The following is an 18257-nucleotide window of genomic DNA, read 5'->3' as shown; positions in this document are numbered from 1 at the left end:
AACTTAACCAGACGGGCAGCGGAGATGCGCAGGGTCAAAGGGGCAGCAAAAGCTATCAAACGTATGCAAGCAGGGGAAATGAAGTACCTCTTCGCACAACTGGAAACGGCGCGCCGCATGACCTTCCATGCAGCGCGCAGACGGCAGTGATCTGCCCTGATCAGATGTATTCGAACAGGAAATCGCCCTCGACGACGTCCTGCTTGAGAACCTTGATCTTCAGATCAGCCGACGCGTCCCCGTCGACATCGGCATAGACCCACGCGTGTTTACCGGAATTGTCGACCCAGACCGCATTGGCCGCCGCCGTAGCCGAGAACTCCAGTGCGTCGAATTCACTGGTGCTGGCGTCGCCGTCCATGCCGCGAAAATCGAACACATCCTCGCCGCTGTCGAACTGTTTCACACGGTCGTATTTATTGCCCGCACTTTCATTGGCGTCGCCATAGTGGACGTGATCCACATCTCGGTCTTTACCAACTTTGATCGTGTCCTTGCCCTTGTTGCCGTAGAAGTGGTCGGCCCCCTTCCCGCCGTCGAGTTTGTCGTTGCCGAAACCGCCGTCGAGCACATCGTCGCCGCCGTTCGCGATGATCTTGTCATTGCCGAGACCTCCCATAAGGCTGTCGTCGTAGCGGCCCGTTCTGATCGTGTCGTTGCCTTGGAAGCCCTTCATATACACGCCGTCGAACTTCAGCGTGATCTCGTCGTCACTGTCGAAAAGGCTCATCAGGAGATCGTATTCGTCGGAGTAATCAGACGCGTTCAGCGCATTCACCAACTGCGCGGCGTCAATCAGGAAGTCCGAGAAACTGCCAATCGCGTTCAAGGTGCTGCCGTCCATCTCGCCCTCTACGAGCGTTGTGATCGCGCCCGCTATGAGCGCGCCGTCGCTGTCGGTCATGAAGTTGTAGCCGCCAAAGGCGATGCCCCAATCGGTGTCGTCATACGTCACAACCACCCAATCCCGCGCCGTGATGCCCCCGATTGCCATGTCGGAGAGCAGATAGGGCGTGAACGTATCGCCGTCGATCACGTCCGCGATGCTGGCGAAATGGTTGGCGTCGGCGTCCATGTAATTGATGACTGTCATTGCAACATCCGATGTCTCTCGGGCTCCAGTCTGGGCGAGCGAGGCGAAGAACTGTACCGTGGCACAGGGGTGGCGCGGGTCTCATCGGTATTGGGAACGGCCCCGAAAGTCTTGCCGAAGCGGCCGCGCATGGTCAGGATGCGGGCATGACCACAGCATCCGACATCATCCGCAAACTCGACCTCAAACCCCACCCCGAGGGCGGGCATTACCGCCAAACGTGGATCGCGGACGGGGATGGACGCCCCGCTGGCACCTGCATCTATTTCCTGCTGGCGGCGGGCGAGCGGAGCCATTGGCACAAGGTCGATGCCGCCGAGATCTGGCACTATTACGCTGGCGCGCCGCTGCTGCTCCGCACGTCGGGCACGGACGAAGGCCCCGCAATCACGCGCCGCCTTGGCCCGGATGTCATGGCCGGTGACGCGCCGCAGTTGATCGTCGCGCCGCATGAATGGCAGGCCGCCGAGAGCACCGGCGACTGGACGCTGGTCGGCTGCACCGTCTCGCCTGCGTTCCGGTTCGCGGGCTTCGTGCTCGCCCCCGACGGGTTCGACATCCCTCAATAGCGTTACTGCGCCGCGATATTCGCCGCTGTCTCGTCGGCAATCTGGCCCGCCGCGCTTTCGACGTCGTGGATCGCGGTGAAGAGCTGGTTCATGTTCCGCATCTCGACGGCGCAAATGTCGTTCAACTCGCTGATCCGCTGCGCGATCTTCTGGGCGTTGTCGGAGGACGACCGCAGCGCGTGGGCGCTATCCTCGACCACCTTCACGCTGTTTTCCACCTGCCCGAGCGCCAGCTGAATCAGCTCGTCAATCTCGCCTGCGGCCTTGGTGGCGCGCGCTGCAAGCTGTTGGACCTCGCCCGCGACGACGGTAAAGCCCTTTCCCGCGCTCCCTGCCCGCGCGGCTTCGATCCGTGCGTTGATGGCGACGAGGTGCGTCTGGAACGCAATCTCTTCGATGTCCTTGACGAAGCGGCCCATGTCGAGCGTCGAGGCCGCGATTTCCTTCATCCGCACGTTCGCCGCATCAACGACGTTGCCGCCCTTGCTCGTCGTCTCGCGGATATGCGCGGAATCCTCTGCTGCGTCGTGAAGCGAGCTCTGCACCTTCTTGACGGTTTCAAGGATCGTGTTGGTCTGTTCGGTCAGCTTTACCATCTGGTCGGAGATATGGACCGACCGCGTCTGCGTCCGCTCGTAAAGTTCGTTCGTCTCCGCCAACTCGCGGCTGCGCTGGTCGAGAATGCGCTGCGTCTTCGCCTTTTGAGCCGCAACCTCGGCCTGCGCTTCCTCCAGCGCGTCGATCATGATGGAGATCTCGTTACTGCCGCGCGCGGGATAGCCGGACGTCCCATCGTGGACGCCCTCTTTGGCAGCCCGTGCGGTTCTGGCGAAGACCGTCAGGAACCCATTCACGATCAAACCGACCAGCACAGCGAACACGGCAAAACCGATGACTGCCATACCGAACTGACCGTAGATCGTTCTCAGCCGCGCGCCCGACAGTGCCTCCGCACTGCTCGCCAGCTCTCCAAACGCGATGTCCTGAATGCTGATGAGCCGGTCCAGCTGTTCGAGGCCCAGCGATAGCACCTGGACCACGCTGCCGGTGTCGACCTCGCCGCCATCAAGCGTGCCGCGCCGAAACCCCTCGGTAAACGCGGTGTCGACTTCAAGGAATTCGGCCACGATATCGGCATAGAGGGCATCGTCCTCCAGCGGCGCGACAATGCTCTTGATATACGTGCCATAGCGGAGCAAGGCGCTCGCGTTCACCTTGGTGCGGTCCACGCTGGCGAGGATGTTGATCTCCTGAATCATCAGGTTCTTGTACTCACGAATCGCTTGAGAGACTTCGCGCACACGCTCGAATTCCGCGTGGAGGTCGCCGCTCGGACCGACAAAAAGCTGCGATTGCAGCTTGCGGTATTCATCGAAAAACGCGGCAAAGTCCGCCTCGACCTCAAGCGCGTTGAAATCCTCACGCTGCGCCTGCTCGCGAATGGTGGGGATCGTCCGGGCGAATTCGACGATGTTGCCGAACTCGTCGAGCACCCCAAGCTCCTCATACTCGGGCCCGAATTCCAGCAATTCGGCCTCGGCCACGGCATTGTCGGTCCCCGACTGCTGCGCCGCCAACAGAGCGGCCGCCTCAGGCAGCCGCGTCACCACATAGGCGAAACCGGCGATATATTCGATCTCGGTCTTGTTCACGACCTCCCGCGCTGCTTCGAGCACAGCAAGCCGCCGCGCCGCATCCTGCGCATTCGCATAGTCACGGTAGTGGTTCGACAGGTCGTGAAAACTGACCCACCCGATCCACGCAAAAAGAGGTCCGATCACCAGCGCAGCAAGCCGCCCGATGGGCAGTTTCGTGACGATAGCCTGAGACAATTTCATGAGCACGTTCCATGGTTCCGCTCGAGTGGAAACGGCATAGATACGGCACTCTTTATCGCGCAGGGGTATAGGACGGAGTGATCAAAATAGACCCACGCTGTCCGACACCGTCCGCAGCGTGTGCGGGTATCGCAAAACGTGTCAGCAGGACGCGGGAAATGAGGAAAATGGCGCACCCAACAGGATTCGAACCTGTGGCCTTCGCCTTCGGAGGGCGACGCTCTATCCAGCTGAGCTATGGGTGCCTATGGCCAAGTTGCGTATGGGAACCTATAGCTTCGCAGCTATAGGCCCGCAATGGCAAAATCAGGCGAAGAGCTCGTGGCAGAGCTCTAGCGCGTCGACGAGTTTGTCGACCTCTTCGCGCGTGTTGTACATGCCGAAGGAAGCGCGGCAGGACGCGTTGATGCCCAGGTGATCCATCAGCGGCATGGCGCAGTGGCTGCCTGCGCGCACGGCGACGCCTTTTTTGTCCAGCACCGTGGAGATGTCGTGCGGATGGCCCGCGCCGTCGATGGTGAACGAGAAGATCGCGGCCTTGTCGTGCGGATTACCTTGGAGGTTCAACCAGTTGAGACCACGGAGTTTTTCGTCCGCGTAGGTGCGCAGATCGTGCTCGTGGCGGGCGACGTTCTCCATCCCGATGTTCATCAGGTAGTCGAGCGCTACGCCCATACCGATGGTCTGCACGATACCGGGGGTGCCGGCCTCGAACTTCATCGGGGCGTCGTTGTAGGACACCTCGTCACGACCGACTTCGCGGATCATATCGCCGCCGCCCATGAAGGGGCGCATTTCGGCCATACGCTCTTTGGCAATGAACATCGCACCGGAGCCCGAGGGACCGTAGAGTTTGTGACCCGTGATGGCGAAGAAATCGCAGCCGATGTCCTGCACGTCGACGGGCATGTGAACCGCGCTTTGCGAGCCATCGACAAGGACCGGAACGCCCTGTTCGCGGGCACCGGCGCAGATGGTTTTCACATCGACGATCGTGCCCAGAACGTTGGAGCAATGGGTGACCGCGACCAGCTTGGTCTTCGGGCCGACCGCATCCAGAACGGCCTGCGGATCAAGGTTGCCGTTGGCATCCGGCTCGACCCACTTCAGCACCACACCCTGACGTTCGCGCAGGAAATGCCACGGCACGATGTTGGCGTGGTGTTCGAGGACCGACAGCACAATCTCGTCCCCCGCTTCAAAGCGCGGCGCGGCCCATGCGTAGGAAATCAGGTTGATCCCCTCGGTGGTGCCGGAGGTAAAGACGATCTCGTCCTCGCTCGGCGCGTTGATGAACTTGCGAACGATGTCGCGGGTGCTCTCGTATTTCTCGGTCGCGAGGTTCGACAGGAAATGCAGGCCGCGGTGGACGTTGGAGTATTCCTCGGCGTAACCGCGCGTGATCGCGTCGATCACCACCTGCGGCTTTTGCGCAGATGCGCCGTTGTCGAGGTAGACAAGCGGCTTGCCGTTCACCTCGCGCTTAAGGATCGGGAAATCGGCGCGGATTGCATTTACGTCAAACATCTCAGGCCCCCTTTTCGGCCTCGATCAAAGTCAGCAGCAGGATCATGGCAAATGCCACGAGCCAGAGGCCACCGATAAAGTGGGTTCCCGGAACAGCGCCGTTCAGACCGAGCAGCAGCCCGTAGAACAGTCCGGCGGGCGACGTGGCGAGCAATGTCCAGAACATCGCGAGCCGCGCCGTAAAGAACGTGCCCTTCCCGCCAAGAACCTTGGCGATGAGGTGGGCGACGGCCGCGAGGCCGTAGAACAGCAGCGGCCACATGAAGATCCAGCCGAGCAGGCTGTAGGCCACAAGCTGGCTCATCTCTTCGCCGGTGATGTGGGCCTGACGGGCCAGCGCGGGCCACTGGGAAATGAAGACGATGAAACATCCGCCCATCAGGAAGGCCAGTGCACGGTCTTCGCGTTTCCCCATTGCCAGCAGTTTGCGCATCACCGCACGCGGCGCGCGCCACGTGCGGATCATGTCACGGCTCACGCTCATGCGCGGCGGCGCTCCAGCCAAGCAGCCAGACGCTCGGTCAGTTCGGCAGCAAGGTCGTCGTTCTCGATCTCAGCGACCGCTTCGGCGAGGAACGACAGCGTCAGCAGGTCGGTCGCTTCCGTTTTGCTCACACCGCGCGAACGCAGGTAATACAGAGCGGTCTCGTCGATCGCGCCAACGGTCGAGCCGTGCGAACACGCCACGTCGTCGGCGTAGATTTCCAGCTCGGGTTTGGCGAGGAAGTTGCTGTCGTCATCCAGCAGCAGACCCTGCGAGATCTGGTAACCGTCGGTCTTCTGTGCGCCTTGCTTCACGAGGATTTTGCCCTGGAACACGCCGGTCGCACCGTTGCGCAGCACCTTCTTGAACACCTGACGGCTTTCGCAGCGCTCGGCGTCGTGAGTGATGAACACGGTGTCGTCGTGATGGAAATCACGGCCATCACCGAGGCAGGCACCAGCCACATGCGCAATCGCATCGTCGCCGGTCAGTTCGATAACAGTCTCGTTGCGGGTGAGCACGCCGTTGACGGTCATGGTGAACGACTTGAACGCCGATTCAGTGCCAAGGCGGGCGAACAAACCCGTCACAGCGCGGCGTTCGTGGTCGCGGCCCTGCGCACGGATGTGGTGGAACGCGCCGGTGTCGGCCACGTCGACCTCGGTGACCTTGTTGAAGCGGGCCGCAGCGGGACCGTTTTCCAGCAGAGTGACCGAAGCGCCCTCTTCGACCTTCACAACGTGGTGCAGGATCGCGTCAGAGGTTTCGTTTTCGTGCAGGTACTGGATGTGGACCGGACGGCTGACGTTGCCGGTTGCGCGGATGACGATGCCATCGGTCGCGAACGCGGTGTTCAGCACGGCAAACGGACGCTCGACGGGGGTCTGGCCCGCAGATTCAAGCTTGCCGTAGAGGTCTTTGACCCAGTGGATATCGGCGGACATCGCGTCGGACAGACGTGCGATCTCCAGACCTTCTTGCGACAGATCGGACGACTGCGCGGCATCGAACACGCCGTCAACGAATACGATCTTCAGCGCATCGGCACCGGCGAACAGCGGAGCTTCGTCACCGTTGTCGAACACGGCAGCGACGGGCGCTTCGGGTGCGACAAGCGACGCGGGGTTGGTGTAGCGCCAGTATTCGTCACGCTTGATCGGCAGGCCCATAGCGGTCAGCCGGTTCAGCGCATCCTGACGGAGTTCGGTCGCCCACGCAGCGCCTTCCGGCAGCGTCAGAGCGGCCAGACGGGCCTCGGTCGCGTCAGCTTTGAGCTTCGGCAGCGCCATTACTGCACCTCCGCCAGAAGGTCTGCGTAGCCGTTGTTTTCAACTTCGAGAGCCAGTTCGGGGCCGCCCGACTTGATGATGCGGCCGTTTGCCATGATGTGCACGACGTCCGGTTTGATGTGGTCCAGAAGACGCTGATAGTGCGTGATGACGAGGAACGAGCGGCCTTCGTCGCGCAGCGCGTTCACGCCGTCCGACACCAGTTTCATCGCGTCAACGTCGAGGCCGGAGTCGGTCTCGTCGAGGATGCACATCTTCGGCTCCAGCATCGCCATTTGCAGGATCTCGTTACGCTTCTTCTCACCGCCCGAGAAACCGACGTTCACGGGACGCTTGAGCATGTCGGCGTCGATCTTGAGAGTCTTGGCCTTTTCGCGGACGATCTTGAGGAACTCGCCAGCGCTGTATTCTTCTTCGCCGCGTGCCTTGCGCTGTGCGTTCACAGCGGTGCGCAGGAAGGTCATGTTACCAACGCCCGGAATTTCGACGGGGTACTGGAACGCGAGGAACAGGCCAGCCGCAGCGCGCTCTTCCGGTTCCATTTCCAGAAGATCCACGCCGTCGAGGGTCGCTTCGCCCTCGGTCACTTCGTAGCCGTCGCGGCCCGACAGGACGTAGGACATGGTCGACTTGCCCGAACCGTTCGGGCCCATGATGGCGTGGACTTCGCCAGCGCCGATTTTGAGGTCGACGCCCTTGAGGATCTGCTTATCCTCTTCTTCAAGTTTGACGTGCAGGTTCTTGATTTCCAGCATTTAATTCTCCTAGCCGCCGGTGCGGCACATCGGCCCGAGGCCGTTCATTCCAAGCGCGAGACGCGCGATTAATCCAGCGAGACAGCAGTGCCCGAGGCCGAAACCATGAGCATCTGTCCGATAACTTCGTAGTCGAGATCGACACCCACCACCGCGTCGGCACCGCATTCGGCCGCGCGGACTTCCATCTCGCGCAGGGCGGTTTCACGGGCATCGGCGAGCTTCGCCTCGTAAGCGCCCGAGCGCCCGCCGATCACGTCGGTGATCGAGGCAAAGATGTCCCGTACGACGTTCGCGCCCATGATGGCCTCGCCGGTGACAATACCGTGGTATCCCGTCACGCGGCGACCTTCGATGCTGTTGGTGGTGGTGACGATCATCTTATTTCTCCGTCTTCAACTGAACATACTTGGCCAATCGCATACCCTTGCGGATTTCTGTGCCGTAGCTTGGATGTCCGGTTGCTTCTTCAGCGATGAGATGTACCGAAGCGCCTTGTAGCGCATCGGCAAACTCAATTCCGAAGAGGTGAATTGACAATGCCACCTCAGACTTTGAGGCGGACTGATATCGACGCTTTAACTCATCAACGAGAACACTGTGCTCCATTAGCCGACCGATCCTTCGAGCGAGATGGCAACCAGCTGCTGCGCTTCCATCGCGAATTCCATCGGCAGCGCCTGAAGCACTTCCTTACAGAACCCGTTCACCACGAGCGCCACGGCCTCTTCTTCGTCCATACCGCGCTGGCGGCAGTAGAAGAGCTGGTCGTCATCCACCTTCGAGGTGGTCGCTTCGTGTTCGACGCGCGAGGAATTGTTCTTCACCTCGATATACGGAACCGTGTGGGCACCGCACTCCGAGCCGATCAGCAAGCTGTCACACTGGGTGTAGTTTCGGCTGTTCTTCGCCTTCGGGTGCATCGACACCAGACCGCGGTAGGTGTTCTGCGCCTTACCGGCAGAGATACCCTTGGAGACGATGCGCGACTTGGTGTTCTTGCCAAGGTGCACCATCTTCGTACCGGTGTCGGCCTGCTGCATGTTGTTGGCAATCGCGATCGAGTAGAACTCGCCTTGGCTGTCATCACCGCGCAGGATGCACGACGGGTATTTCCACGTGACAGCCGAGCCGGTTTCGACCTGCGTCCACATCACCTTCGCACGGTCGCCGCGGCAGTCCGCGCGCTTGGTGACGAAGTTGTAGATGCCGCCTTTGCCGTTCTCGTCGCCCGGATACCAGTTCTGAACGGTCGAGTATTTCACCTCGGCGTCTTCCTCGACGATGATCTCGACAACTGCCGCGTGAAGCTGCGCGGTGTCGCGCTGCGGTGCGGTGCAGCCTTCGAGGTAGGACACGTAAGAGCCCTTGTCCGCGATGATCAGCGTGCGTTCGAACTGGCCAGTGTTCTCCGCGTTGATACGGAAGTAGGTCGACAGTTCCATCGGGCAGCGAACGCCCGGCGGTACGTAGACGAACGAGCCGTCCGAGAACACAGCCGAGTTCAGCGTGGCATAGTAGTTGTCGGTCGCCGGAACGACAGAGCCGAGGTACTTCTTGACCAGTTCGGGATGCTCGCGGATCGCTTCCGAGATCGAGCAGAAGATCACGCCGGCCTTTTCGAGCTCTTTCTTGAAGGTCGTGCCGACGGAAACGGAGTCGAACACCGCGTCCACAGCAACCTTGCGGTCACCTTCCTTGTAGTCCTCGGCGCCTTCGACGCCAGCAAGGATCATCTGTTCCTTGAGCGGAATACCGAGTTTTTCATAGGTCGCCAGCAGCTTGGGGTCGACCTCTTCGAGCGACTTGGGCTTTTCGACCATGCTCTTGGGACGCGCGTAGTAATACTGGTCCTGAAAATCGATCTTGGGATAGTCCACCATCGCCCAAGTGGGCTCTTCCATGGTTTCCCAACGCTCGAAAGCCGACAGACGCCATTCGGTCATCCACTCGGGCTCTTCGTTCTTGTCCGAGATGAGACGCACGATATCGGGGTTCACACCCTTGGGCGCGTACTCCATCTCGATATCGGTTTCCCAACCGTATTTGTATTTGCCCGAAAGCTTTGCAACGGCATCGACAGTTTCCTGATCGACCCCTTCCTTCACTTCGGTTCGGTCCAGTGCAGCCATGACCTTTCCCTTTCTTACGCGGCTTTTGCGCGCATCTTTTTATAGCGATCAACCCAAGCGTCGGCGAAGGCCAACACGTCGGCTTCAGTCGTTTCAATTCCCAGCGAAACCCGCGTCGCGCACGCGGCATCCGCTTCGTCAAATCCCATAGCGCGGAGCACTTTGCTTGCCTTCACTTTGCCGCTCGAACAGGCCGAGCCAGCGGAGATGGCGAACCCCGACAGGTCCATATTCATGACCTGCGTCTCGCCCTTCCAGCCGGGTGTCACATAGCAGGACGTGTTCGGCAACCGCTTGGCGGCCTTCCCCACAAAGATAGGTACGCCCGCGCCATCAGCAATGCGCTCTTCCATCAAATCGCGCAGCCTTGCGATCTCGTCCCAGCGGCCATCCGCCAGATCTTTCTGCGCAGCTTCAGCAGCAGCGGCAAAGCCTGCGATCCCGATGATATTCTCGGTGCCCGCTCGGCGCCCCATCTCCTGCCCGCCGCCAACCAGCTGCGCGGACAGATCATAGCCCTGCGGAATGACCAGCGCGCCAACACCCTTCGGACCGCCCAGCTTGTGAGCGGAGACAAACACCATCCCCACACCGGCCCACGCATAGGAAAACGGGATCTTCCCAAAGGCTTGGGTGATATCAGACACCGCCAGCCCCTCGGGCAGATCCTGGATGATACCGGTCTCCGAATTGGCAAGCTGCAACGTCGATCCCGCAGGATCACTCACAGCCACAGCACCATCACCGTGCACATCAAGCGAGGGCTCGACCCACGACAGTACGGCCTCGTGCTCGATCTCCGACCCCTGCAACCCGCGCCCCGCACAAGCCAGCGCCGCAGCCTCGGTCGAGCCGGAGACGAAGACGATATCCGCGTTCCCTGCCCCCAGAGCTTCCGACACCTGACGGCGCGCTTTTTCCATCAGCGACTTCGCAGCGCGGCCCTCGGAATGCACCGAACTGGGATTGCCCGCGACATCCATCGCGGCAACCATCGCATCGCGTGCCTCGGCGCGCAGCGGCGTCGTCGCATTATGATCGAGATAGACCCGCTTCACGCCGCGGCCCCTTTCACTTTGAAAAAAATACCTCGGGGGAGGCCGCCAACGGCGGACGGGGGCAGAGCCCCCACATATGCGGCGTCAAAAGTCACTCGTCGACCACTTCGAACAGCGACGGCACTGCCGGACACGGTGCGAGGCCATTGCTCACCACATCCGACAGACGCGCCTGATGGAGGAACACATAGACATGCGCCGACAGACCTTCCCAAAGGCGGTTCGTCAGCGATTGCGCACGGGTGCCGGAGTTCGCGCCGGATGCGCCAACGCCTTTGTGCATTGCACTTACGGTCTCGTCAACCGCAGCGAGAATATCGGCCACGCGGATGTCCGACGGAACCTTTGCCAGCTTGTAACCACCACCCGGACCGCGGACGGAATCCACCAGACCCTCGCGGCGCAGCTTCACAAAAAGCTGCTCCAGGTACGGCAGAGAGATGTTCTGACGCTTGGAAATTTCGGCAAGCGTCACCAGCGAGCCGGCAGGCTGCAAAGCAAGATCGGCAAGCGCGACAACAGCATAACGGCCTTTGGTGCTCAGTTTCATAGCTTTCAGACGGCTCCGATAAAGCGTTACAATATTGACGGATGCGGCTGACGTCATTACTTCGAGACCCAGCCCCGGCCCATCATGTAGGCCGGATTTAGAATCCTTCTAAGATGCCCGATGAATTTCGTCAAGAAATCCGGACACCAACTGCACAGGGACCCGAATGCCCGAAGTAATTTTCCCCGGCCCCGAAGGCCGGCTCGAAGGCCGTTACCACCCGCAGAAAGATCGTGACGCTCCGATCGCCATCGTTCTGCACCCGCACCCCCAGTTCGGCGGCTCGATGAACCAGCGCGTGGTCCACAAGCTGCACTACACGTTCTACAACATGGGCTTCACGGTTCTGCGGTTCAATTTCCGCGGCGTTGGCCGCAGTCAGGGTGAATACGATCAGGGCATCGGCGAGCTTTCGGATGCGGCATCGGCTCTGGACTACCTCCAGTCGATGAACACCGGCTCGAAGCACTGCTGGGTCGCAGGTTTCTCGTTCGGGGCGTGGATCGGTATGCAGCTTCTGATGCGCCGTCCGGAAATCACCGGCTTCATCTCGGTCGCGCCGCCCGCGAATATGTACGACTTCTCGTTCCTCGCGCCTTGCCCGTCCTCGGGTCTGATCATCAACGGCAGCGCCGACCGCGTCGCACCGCCCGCCGATACCGTCAGCCTCGTAAACAAGCTGCACGACCAGAAGGGCATCACCATCACTCACGAGGTTGTCGAGGGTGCGGGCCACTTCTTTGACGACGAACACCTCGAAACCATGAGCGATTCCGTCAAAGGTTACGTCCGTCGCCGCCTGACGGAGAATACGAGGTAATCCATGTCGCTCACCAACGAGCTGGCCGAAAAGCTCGCGCTTGATACCATCAACGCAGCCGACGCAATGGAAGACCCGAACCTCGTTCAGGACGTGTCCAATGTACTGGGCGCGTCCTCGCAGACCACGCAGGAAGCGTTCATGACGGCTGTGCGCGTCATCAACTCCGAGCGCCGCGCCCGCCGGTACCTCGAACAACGCATCGCAAAAGCGCGCGGCGACCAGTAATGGCCGCCGCATCCCGCATTGCCCGCCAGTTTGCCTTTCTGAACGAGGCAGACCGCCTGAAAGGCGTCGACCGCGCCAACCTGATCCTTGATTGCAGCCGCGAAGAAAACAGTGCCGAGCATAGCTGGCACCTGATGCTCTACGCGATGGTGTTCGGCGCGGGCCAGCCGCCCGAAGTCGACGTCGACCGCGCGATCCTGATGCTCATGCTACATGACCTGGTGGAGATCGACGCAGGCGACCATCCGATCCATCTGGACCGCGATCCCGCCGTCGTCGCCGCTGCCGAAAAAAAGGCCGCCGACCGCCTGTTCGGTATTCTGCCCGATGATCAGGGCGCGCATCTCCGCGCGATCTGGGACGAATTCGAAGCGGGCCAGACCCCGACCGCCGCCTTCGCCCGCCGCTGCGATATCGCGCAGCCGATGTTCCAGACGATCTGCGGCGCGAGCCCCCGCCCCGACCATATCGAGATCGTGCGTGATAACATGTCCGGTGGCCGCGCGCGCCCCTTGGCCGAGCATTGGGCCGAGGCATACGAGCACGCCGCCGCTCTACTGAACGGCGCAGATAGCACTGCCACCGACGCTTTCCTGAGCCAACTCGCTTTCGTCAACGAAGCGTGCCAGCTCAAGGGCATCTACCGCGCGACCCGCCTCCATGACGGCAGCCGCCACGAGAACAGCGCGGAGCATAGCTGGCACAGTGCGCTGCACATCTACATTCTCGCCGAGCACGCGACCCGCGAGATCAACGTCGAAAAAGCCGTGCGGATGCTTGTCCTCCACGATCTCGTTGAGATCGACGCGGGCGACAATCCGATCCACGGCAATGTCGATCACGCAGCCCAAGAGGCCGCCGAACTCGCCGCCGCTGACCGTCTGTTCAACATCCTCCCCGAACCGCAGAACGCCGTATTCCGCGCCCTATGGGACGAATTCGAAGAAGCGACGAGCCCCGAAGCCCATTATGGCAAGGCTATCGACCGCACCTCGACCCCGCTTGCGAACCTCGCCAATGGCGGCGGAAGCTGGGTGGACTATAATGTGGGCTACGCGCAACTGGTCGAACGTGTCGGAAAGCCGATCTCTCGCGGGGCGCCCGCGGTGTGGGAAGAGCTGGACCGGATGTTAAAGAGTTATCCGCTTTTCGCGGGCAGCTAAACTCGGTATACATTGGCATACAAAGTCTGGTCAAAACCCTCGGGCCGCGCTAGATACGCCTCATACTCACACATACACGGAGTCGCCTCATGACCAAGATCAAGGTGGAAAATCCGGTCGTCGAACTCGACGGCGATGAAATGACCCGCATCATCTGGGATTTCATCAAACAAAAGCTCATCCTCCCGTACCTCGACCTCGATCTGAAGTACTACGACCTCGGCATCGAAGTGCGTGACGAGACCGAAGACCAGATCACCATCGACGCGGCCAACGCGATCAAGGAATACGGTGTCGGCGTCAAATGCGCGACGATCACCCCTGATGAAGCGCGTGTCGAGGAATTCGGCCTCAAGAAGATGTGGCGCTCGCCCAACGGTACGATCCGCAACATCCTCGGCGGTGTTGTCTTCCGTCAGCCGATCATCTGCCGCAATGTCCCGCGCCTCGTTCCTGGTTGGACGCAGCCGATCGTTGTGGGCCGCCACGCATTCGGCGACCAGTACCGCGCGACCGACTTCCATTTCCCGTCGGCAGGCAAGCTGACCATGAAGTTCGTCGGCGAAGACGGCACGGAGATCGAACGCGAGGTCTACAACGCGCCCTCCGCCGGCGTTTACATGGGCATGTATAACCTCGACGACTCGATCATCGACTTCGCCCGCGCATCGCTGAACTACGGCCTCGCGCTGAAGTGGCCGGTGTATCTGTCGACCAAAAACACCATCCTCAAAGCCTACGACGGCCGTTTCAAGGACCTGTTCCAGAAGGTCTACGAGGAAGAGTTCGAAGAAAAGTTCAAGGCCGCTGGCATCTGGTACGAACACCGCCTCATCGACGATATGGTCGCTTGCGCGCTGAAATGGTCGGGCGGCTTCGTCTGGGCCTGCAAGAACTACGACGGCGACGTGCAATCCGACACCGTGGCGCAGGGTTACGGCTCGCTGGGCCTGATGGCGTCGCAGCTGATGACCCCCGATGGCAAGATCGTGGAGGCCGAGGCCGCCCACGGCACCGTCACCCGCCACTACCGCAATCACCAGGCGGGCAAGGCGACCTCGACCAACTCGGTCGCGTCGATCTACGCGTGGACCGGCGGTCTGAAGCACCGCGCAAAGCTCGACGGCAACGCGCAGCTGATGCGCTTTGCCGAGACGCTGGAGAAAGTCACCGTGCAGTGCGTCGAAGACGGCTGGATGACCAAGGACCTCGCCCTGCTGGTCGGCCCCGACCAGAAGTGGCTCACGACGATGGGCTTTCTCGAAAAGGTTGACGAGTACCTCAACAAAGCGCTCGTCGGCTAAAAAATATCAAGGGCGGCCTCGCGGTCGCCCTTTTCCTTTGTGATGCTTTTGGGTACGAATTGCTGACCTAAAGAGGTGCATCATGACCGACCCCAAGAAGCATTCCCTGATCGAAGACGCCCAAGGCATCGCCTTCGGTGTGATCCTCGCGTCCTTCGGCCTCCAGATCCTGACCTTCATGGGGTTCGTGACGGGCCAGACGGCAGGTCTTGCCCTGCTGATCTCCTACGCGACAGGATGGAGCTTCGGTGCGGTGTTCTTCGTGGTGAACATCCCGTTCTACTGGCTCGGCTACAAACGCCTCGGCCCGACCTTCGTGATGAAGACGTTCCTGTCGGTCGCGCTGCTGTCGGTCCTCGTCAGCTTTATGCCGTCGATGATCGCGTTCGAGTTTATGGCCCCGATCCCTGCGGCAATCCTCTTCGGCCTCGTCACCGGCTCGGCGCTCATCGCCCTCTTCCGTCACGGCGGCAGCCTCGGCGGGATCGGCATCCTCGCGCTTTACCTGCAAGAGAAAACGGGCTTCCGCGCGGGCTGGACCCAGCTTCTGTTCGACGCCGCGCTCTTTGCCATCGCGCTGACGATCCGCGATGTGCCGACCGTGTTCTATAGCTTCATCGGTGCGCTCGTCGTGAACCTCGTCATTGCAATCAACCACCGCAAAGACCGCTATATCGCGACCTGAGAGCGGTATGTGCGGGCGTATACGCTTGCCCGCCGCAATGCGGAAATCTAGGCTGGCCGCAAATCAGACTGACAGGTCCGGCCATGCCCACCCACATCATTGCCCTGCTCTTCGCCATCGTCGCGGAAACCATCGCGACGTCCGCGCTCAAGGCGTCGGACCAGTTCACCAAAATCGGCCCGACCGCCATCGTGGTCATCGGCTACGCGATCTCGTTCTACCTGTTGGCCTATGCGGTCCGCTTCATGCCCACGGGTATTGTCTATGCGATCTGGTCGGGGCTCGGTATCGTGCTTGTCGCTATCATCAGTTGGCTCTGGTTCGGGCAGAAACTTGACCTTGGGGCAATCATCGGGCTGGGCCTGATCCTCGCCGGAATTGTCGTGATTAACCTGTTTTCGGACACAGCCAGCCACGGTTAGGCCCTTTAGGACTAGCCTTTGCTGCATTTGCACGGTATGGGCCAGCCAACTTCCGAAAAAGGCTGACCTATGGATATCCGTAATATCGCGATTATCGCGCACGTTGACCACGGCAAAACGACGCTGGTTGATGAACTCCTCAAGCAATCGGGTGCCTTCCGCGAAAACCAGGCCGTTGCAGAACGTGCCATGGATAGCAACGATATCGAACGTGAACGCGGGATCACCATTCTGGCAAAGGCGACTTCGGTCGAGTGGGGCACCACTCGCATCAACATCGTCGACACCCCCGGCCACGCCGACTTCGGCGGTGAAGTCGAACGCATCCTGAGCATGGTCGACGGCGTTGTCCTCCTCGTCGACGCTGCCGAAGGCCCGATGCCGCAGACCAAGTTCGTGACCTCGAAGGCGCTGGCCCTCGGCCTCAAGCCGATCGTCGTTCTGAACAAAGTCGACAAGCCGGACGCAGAGCCGGATCGCGCGCTTGACGAATGTTTCGACCTCTTCGCCAACCTCGGCGCTGACGACGAACAGCTGGACTTCCCGCACCTCTACGCGTCTGGCCGTTCGGGCTGGTGTGACGAGACCCTCGACGGTCCGCGCGAAAACCTCGATGCCCTGTTCAAGCTGGTCGTCAAGCACGTCCAGCCGCCGAAGCAGCAGGCGAACAAGGACGAGCCTTTCTCGATGATCGCCACCACGCTCGGCGCCGACCCGTTCATCGGTCGTCTGCTGACCGGCCGCGTCGAGACCGGCACCCTGAAAACCGGCGACACGCTCAAGGCGCTGTCGCGTGACGGCACCAAGATCGAACAGTTCCGCGCCACCAAGATCATGGCGTTCCGCGGTCTGTCGCAGCAGCCGATCGACGAAGCCGTTGCGGGCGACATCGTTTCGGTCGCAGGTATGTCGGTCGCGACCGTTGCAGATACCCTCTGCGATCCGTCGATCAACACCGCCCTGCCCGCACAGCCGATCGATCCGCCGACCATCTCGGTCCTCTTCGGCATCAACGACTCCCCGCTCGCAGGCCGTGACGGCAAGAAAGTCCAGTCGCGCGTCATTCGTGACCGCCTGATGAAAGAAGCCGAAACCAACGTCGCGATCAAAGTCGAAGACACTCCGGGCGGTGAAGCGTTCATCGTATCGGGCCGCGGCGAACTCCAGATGGGCGTACTCATCGAGAACATGCGCCGCGAAGGCTTCGAGCTGTCGATCTCGCGTCCGCAGGTTATCTTCCAGATGGAAGACGGCCAGCGCATGGAGCCGGTCGAAGAAGTCACCATCGACGTCGACGAAGAGTACACCGGTTCGGTCGTTGAAAAGCTCACCGGCCCGCGCAAGGGTGATCTGGTCGAGATGAACCCCGGCGGCAACGGCAAGACCCGTATCGTCGCTCACGTTCCGTCGCGCGGCCTGATCGGCTACCACGGCGAATTCCTGACCGACACGCGCGGCTCTGGCATCATGAACCGCATTTTCCACGGCTGGACCCCGCACAAGGGCCCGATCGCTGGCCGTCGTCAGGGCGTTCTGATCTCGATGGAAGACGGTACCGCCGTTGCCTACGCGCTGTGGAACCTCGAAGATCGCGGCAAGATGTTCATCAACCCGCAGGAGCCGGTCTATCAGGGCATGATCATCGGCGAGCACAGCCGTGACAACGATCTCGAAGTGAACCCGCTGAAGGGTAAGAAGCTGACCAACGTCCGCGCCTCGGGCACCGACGAAGCCGTCCGCCTCACCCCGCCGACCGTTATGTCGCTGGAGCAGGCTATCGCCTACATCGACGACGACGAACTGGTGGAAGTGACCCCGAACGCGGTTCGCCTGCGCAAGCGCTTCCTCGACCCGCACGAGCGCAAGCGCCAAGCGCGTTCGGCATAAGCCATACGGAAACGGGCCTTCGGGCCCGTTTTTGTTTGATGTGAGTATGGGGGCGCTGCCCCCGCCTGCGGTGCAGGCTCCCCCGGGATATTTGGGGCACAAAGGCAAAAGGGCGCGACGGTGTTTCCGTCGCGCCCTTTGCTATTGGTTGGAAGCTGTAGTTACTCGGCTTCTTCGACGATCACGAGGTCGCGTTCGCTGGCGCCTTTGGCGAAGCTAAGCGCTTCCTGATAAGCGTCCGAGTAGTAGCAATCGTGAGCGGCCTGAAGGCTCGGGAAGCGGGCGACGACGTTGCGTTTGCGGTCGTTGCCTTCGAGCTGTTCGTATTTGCCGCCACGGGCCAGAAAAACGCCGCCGTGGTCAGCAATCGCGCCGGTCGCGCGCTTTGCGTATTCCATGTAGGCGTCTTCGTTCGTGACGTGGACGTGTGCGATCCAGAGTGCGGTCGGCATA

The 18257-nt window shown here is 61.0% G+C and carries 20 protein-coding genes and 1 tRNA gene; 8 read left to right on the top strand and 13 right to left on the bottom strand.

All coding sequences use genetic code 11. The features are described from left to right. Positions 1 to 160: 160 nt before the first annotated feature. On the bottom strand, positions 161 to 1093 hold the full coding sequence (locus HCZ30_RS10430) for a calcium-binding protein (protein ID WP_167638231.1): 933 nt from the start codon (positions 1091 to 1093) through the stop codon (positions 161 to 163). A 146-nt stretch (positions 1094 to 1239) separates the two neighbouring features. Between HCZ30_RS10430 and HCZ30_RS10425 the strand changes: the two genes are divergently transcribed. Next, on the top strand, positions 1240 to 1662 hold the full coding sequence (locus HCZ30_RS10425) for a cupin domain-containing protein (protein WP_167638230.1): 423 nt from the start codon (positions 1240 to 1242) through the stop codon (positions 1660 to 1662). Between the two features lie 2 nt (positions 1663 to 1664). Here the strand turns inward: HCZ30_RS10425 and HCZ30_RS10420 are convergent, their stop codons facing one another. The 11 genes from HCZ30_RS10420 to HCZ30_RS10370 form a co-directional block, all read right to left on the bottom strand. Then, positions 1665 to 3500 (bottom strand): methyl-accepting chemotaxis protein, encoded by a 1836-nt coding sequence (locus HCZ30_RS10420; RefSeq protein ID WP_167638229.1) that lies wholly within the window; start codon positions 3498 to 3500, stop codon positions 1665 to 1667. Positions 3501 to 3668: 168 nt separating this feature from the next. Beyond that, positions 3669 to 3745, bottom strand: a tRNA-Arg gene (locus tag HCZ30_RS10415). 61 nt (positions 3746 to 3806) lie between these two features. Continuing rightward, a complete protein-coding gene (locus HCZ30_RS10410) occupies positions 3807 to 5027 on the bottom strand; it encodes a cysteine desulfurase (RefSeq protein WP_167638228.1) in 1221 nt (406 codons plus the stop codon). A gap of 1 nt (position 5028) precedes the next feature. Continuing rightward, positions 5029 to 5511 carry a YIP1 family protein gene (locus HCZ30_RS10405; protein WP_167638227.1) on the bottom strand — a complete coding sequence of 161 codons (483 nt, stop codon included), beginning with the start codon at positions 5509 to 5511 and terminating at the stop codon, positions 5029 to 5031. Further along, a complete protein-coding gene (locus tag HCZ30_RS10400; RefSeq protein WP_167638226.1) occupies positions 5508 to 6800 on the bottom strand; it encodes a SufB/SufD family protein in 1293 nt (430 codons plus the stop codon). Before HCZ30_RS10400 ends, HCZ30_RS10405 begins: the two co-directional genes overlap by 4 nt. Further along, the gene (sufC, locus tag HCZ30_RS10395; RefSeq protein ID WP_167638225.1) at positions 6800 to 7555 is read right to left on the bottom strand and encodes a Fe-S cluster assembly ATPase SufC; all 756 of its coding nucleotides are present in this window, start codon (positions 7553 to 7555) and stop codon (positions 6800 to 6802) included. The genes HCZ30_RS10400 and sufC overlap by 1 nt, the downstream gene beginning before the upstream one ends. 68 nt (positions 7556 to 7623) lie before the next feature. Next, positions 7624 to 7935 (bottom strand): heavy metal-binding domain-containing protein, encoded by a 312-nt coding sequence (locus HCZ30_RS10390; protein WP_167638224.1) that lies wholly within the window; start codon positions 7933 to 7935, stop codon positions 7624 to 7626. A 1-nt stretch (position 7936) separates the two neighbouring features. Beyond that, positions 7937 to 8164, bottom strand: a complete 228-nt coding sequence (locus HCZ30_RS10385) for an HTH-like domain-containing protein (RefSeq protein ID WP_167638223.1) — start codon at positions 8162 to 8164, stop codon at positions 7937 to 7939. Further along, the gene (gene sufB / locus HCZ30_RS10380; protein WP_167638222.1) at positions 8164 to 9687 is read right to left on the bottom strand and encodes a Fe-S cluster assembly protein SufB; all 1524 of its coding nucleotides are present in this window, start codon (positions 9685 to 9687) and stop codon (positions 8164 to 8166) included. The genes HCZ30_RS10385 and sufB overlap by 1 nt, the downstream gene beginning before the upstream one ends. A 14-nt stretch (positions 9688 to 9701) precedes the next feature. After that, positions 9702 to 10745, bottom strand: coding sequence for an aminotransferase class V-fold PLP-dependent enzyme (locus HCZ30_RS10375; RefSeq protein ID WP_167638221.1), 1044 nt, complete (start codon positions 10743 to 10745; stop codon positions 9702 to 9704). A gap of 91 nt (positions 10746 to 10836) precedes the next feature. Next, entirely contained in the window at positions 10837 to 11295 is a 459-nt protein-coding gene (locus HCZ30_RS10370; RefSeq protein WP_167638220.1) for an Rrf2 family transcriptional regulator, read from the bottom strand. Positions 11296 to 11461: 166 nt separating this feature from the next. On the opposite strand from HCZ30_RS10370, the gene HCZ30_RS10365 reads away from it, so the two are divergent. From HCZ30_RS10365 to typA, 7 genes are all read left to right on the top strand, one after another. Beyond that, entirely contained in the window at positions 11462 to 12115 is a 654-nt protein-coding gene (locus HCZ30_RS10365) for an alpha/beta hydrolase (RefSeq protein ID WP_167638219.1), read from the top strand. Between the two features lie 3 nt (positions 12116 to 12118). Next, positions 12119 to 12343: a hypothetical protein gene (locus tag HCZ30_RS10360; RefSeq protein ID WP_167638218.1), complete on the top strand. Its 225-nt coding sequence runs from the start codon at positions 12119 to 12121 to the stop codon at positions 12341 to 12343. Next, on the top strand, positions 12343 to 13506 hold the full coding sequence (locus tag HCZ30_RS10355; RefSeq protein ID WP_167638217.1) for an HD domain-containing protein: 1164 nt from the start codon (positions 12343 to 12345) through the stop codon (positions 13504 to 13506). The genes HCZ30_RS10360 and HCZ30_RS10355 overlap by 1 nt, the downstream gene beginning before the upstream one ends. A gap of 89 nt (positions 13507 to 13595) precedes the next feature. Next, positions 13596 to 14810, top strand: coding sequence for an NADP-dependent isocitrate dehydrogenase (locus HCZ30_RS10350; RefSeq protein ID WP_167638216.1), 1215 nt, complete (start codon positions 13596 to 13598; stop codon positions 14808 to 14810). An 82-nt stretch (positions 14811 to 14892) separates the two neighbouring features. After that, on the top strand, positions 14893 to 15495 hold the full coding sequence (locus HCZ30_RS10345) for a YitT family protein (protein ID WP_167638215.1): 603 nt from the start codon (positions 14893 to 14895) through the stop codon (positions 15493 to 15495). 83 nt (positions 15496 to 15578) lie between these two features. Continuing rightward, positions 15579 to 15917, top strand: coding sequence for a DMT family transporter (locus HCZ30_RS10340; protein WP_167638214.1), 339 nt, complete (start codon positions 15579 to 15581; stop codon positions 15915 to 15917). A 69-nt stretch (positions 15918 to 15986) separates the two neighbouring features. Next, positions 15987 to 17804 (top strand): translational GTPase TypA, encoded by a 1818-nt coding sequence (typA, locus tag HCZ30_RS10335; RefSeq protein ID WP_167638213.1) that lies wholly within the window; start codon positions 15987 to 15989, stop codon positions 17802 to 17804. 161 nt (positions 17805 to 17965) lie between these two features. On the opposite strand, the gene HCZ30_RS10330 is transcribed toward typA, so the two are convergent. After that, a complete protein-coding gene (locus HCZ30_RS10330) occupies positions 17966 to 18256 on the bottom strand; it encodes a DUF1330 domain-containing protein (RefSeq protein ID WP_167638212.1) in 291 nt (96 codons plus the stop codon). Between the last annotated feature and the right edge of the window lies 1 nt (position 18257).

This window comes from Marivivens donghaensis, from assembly GCF_011806565.1.
Taxonomy (GTDB): Bacteria; Pseudomonadota; Alphaproteobacteria; order Rhodobacterales; family Rhodobacteraceae; genus Marivivens; species Marivivens donghaensis_A.
The sequence above is the reverse complement of the archived record's forward strand: the minus strand, read 5'-3'. Positions and strand labels throughout refer to the sequence as shown.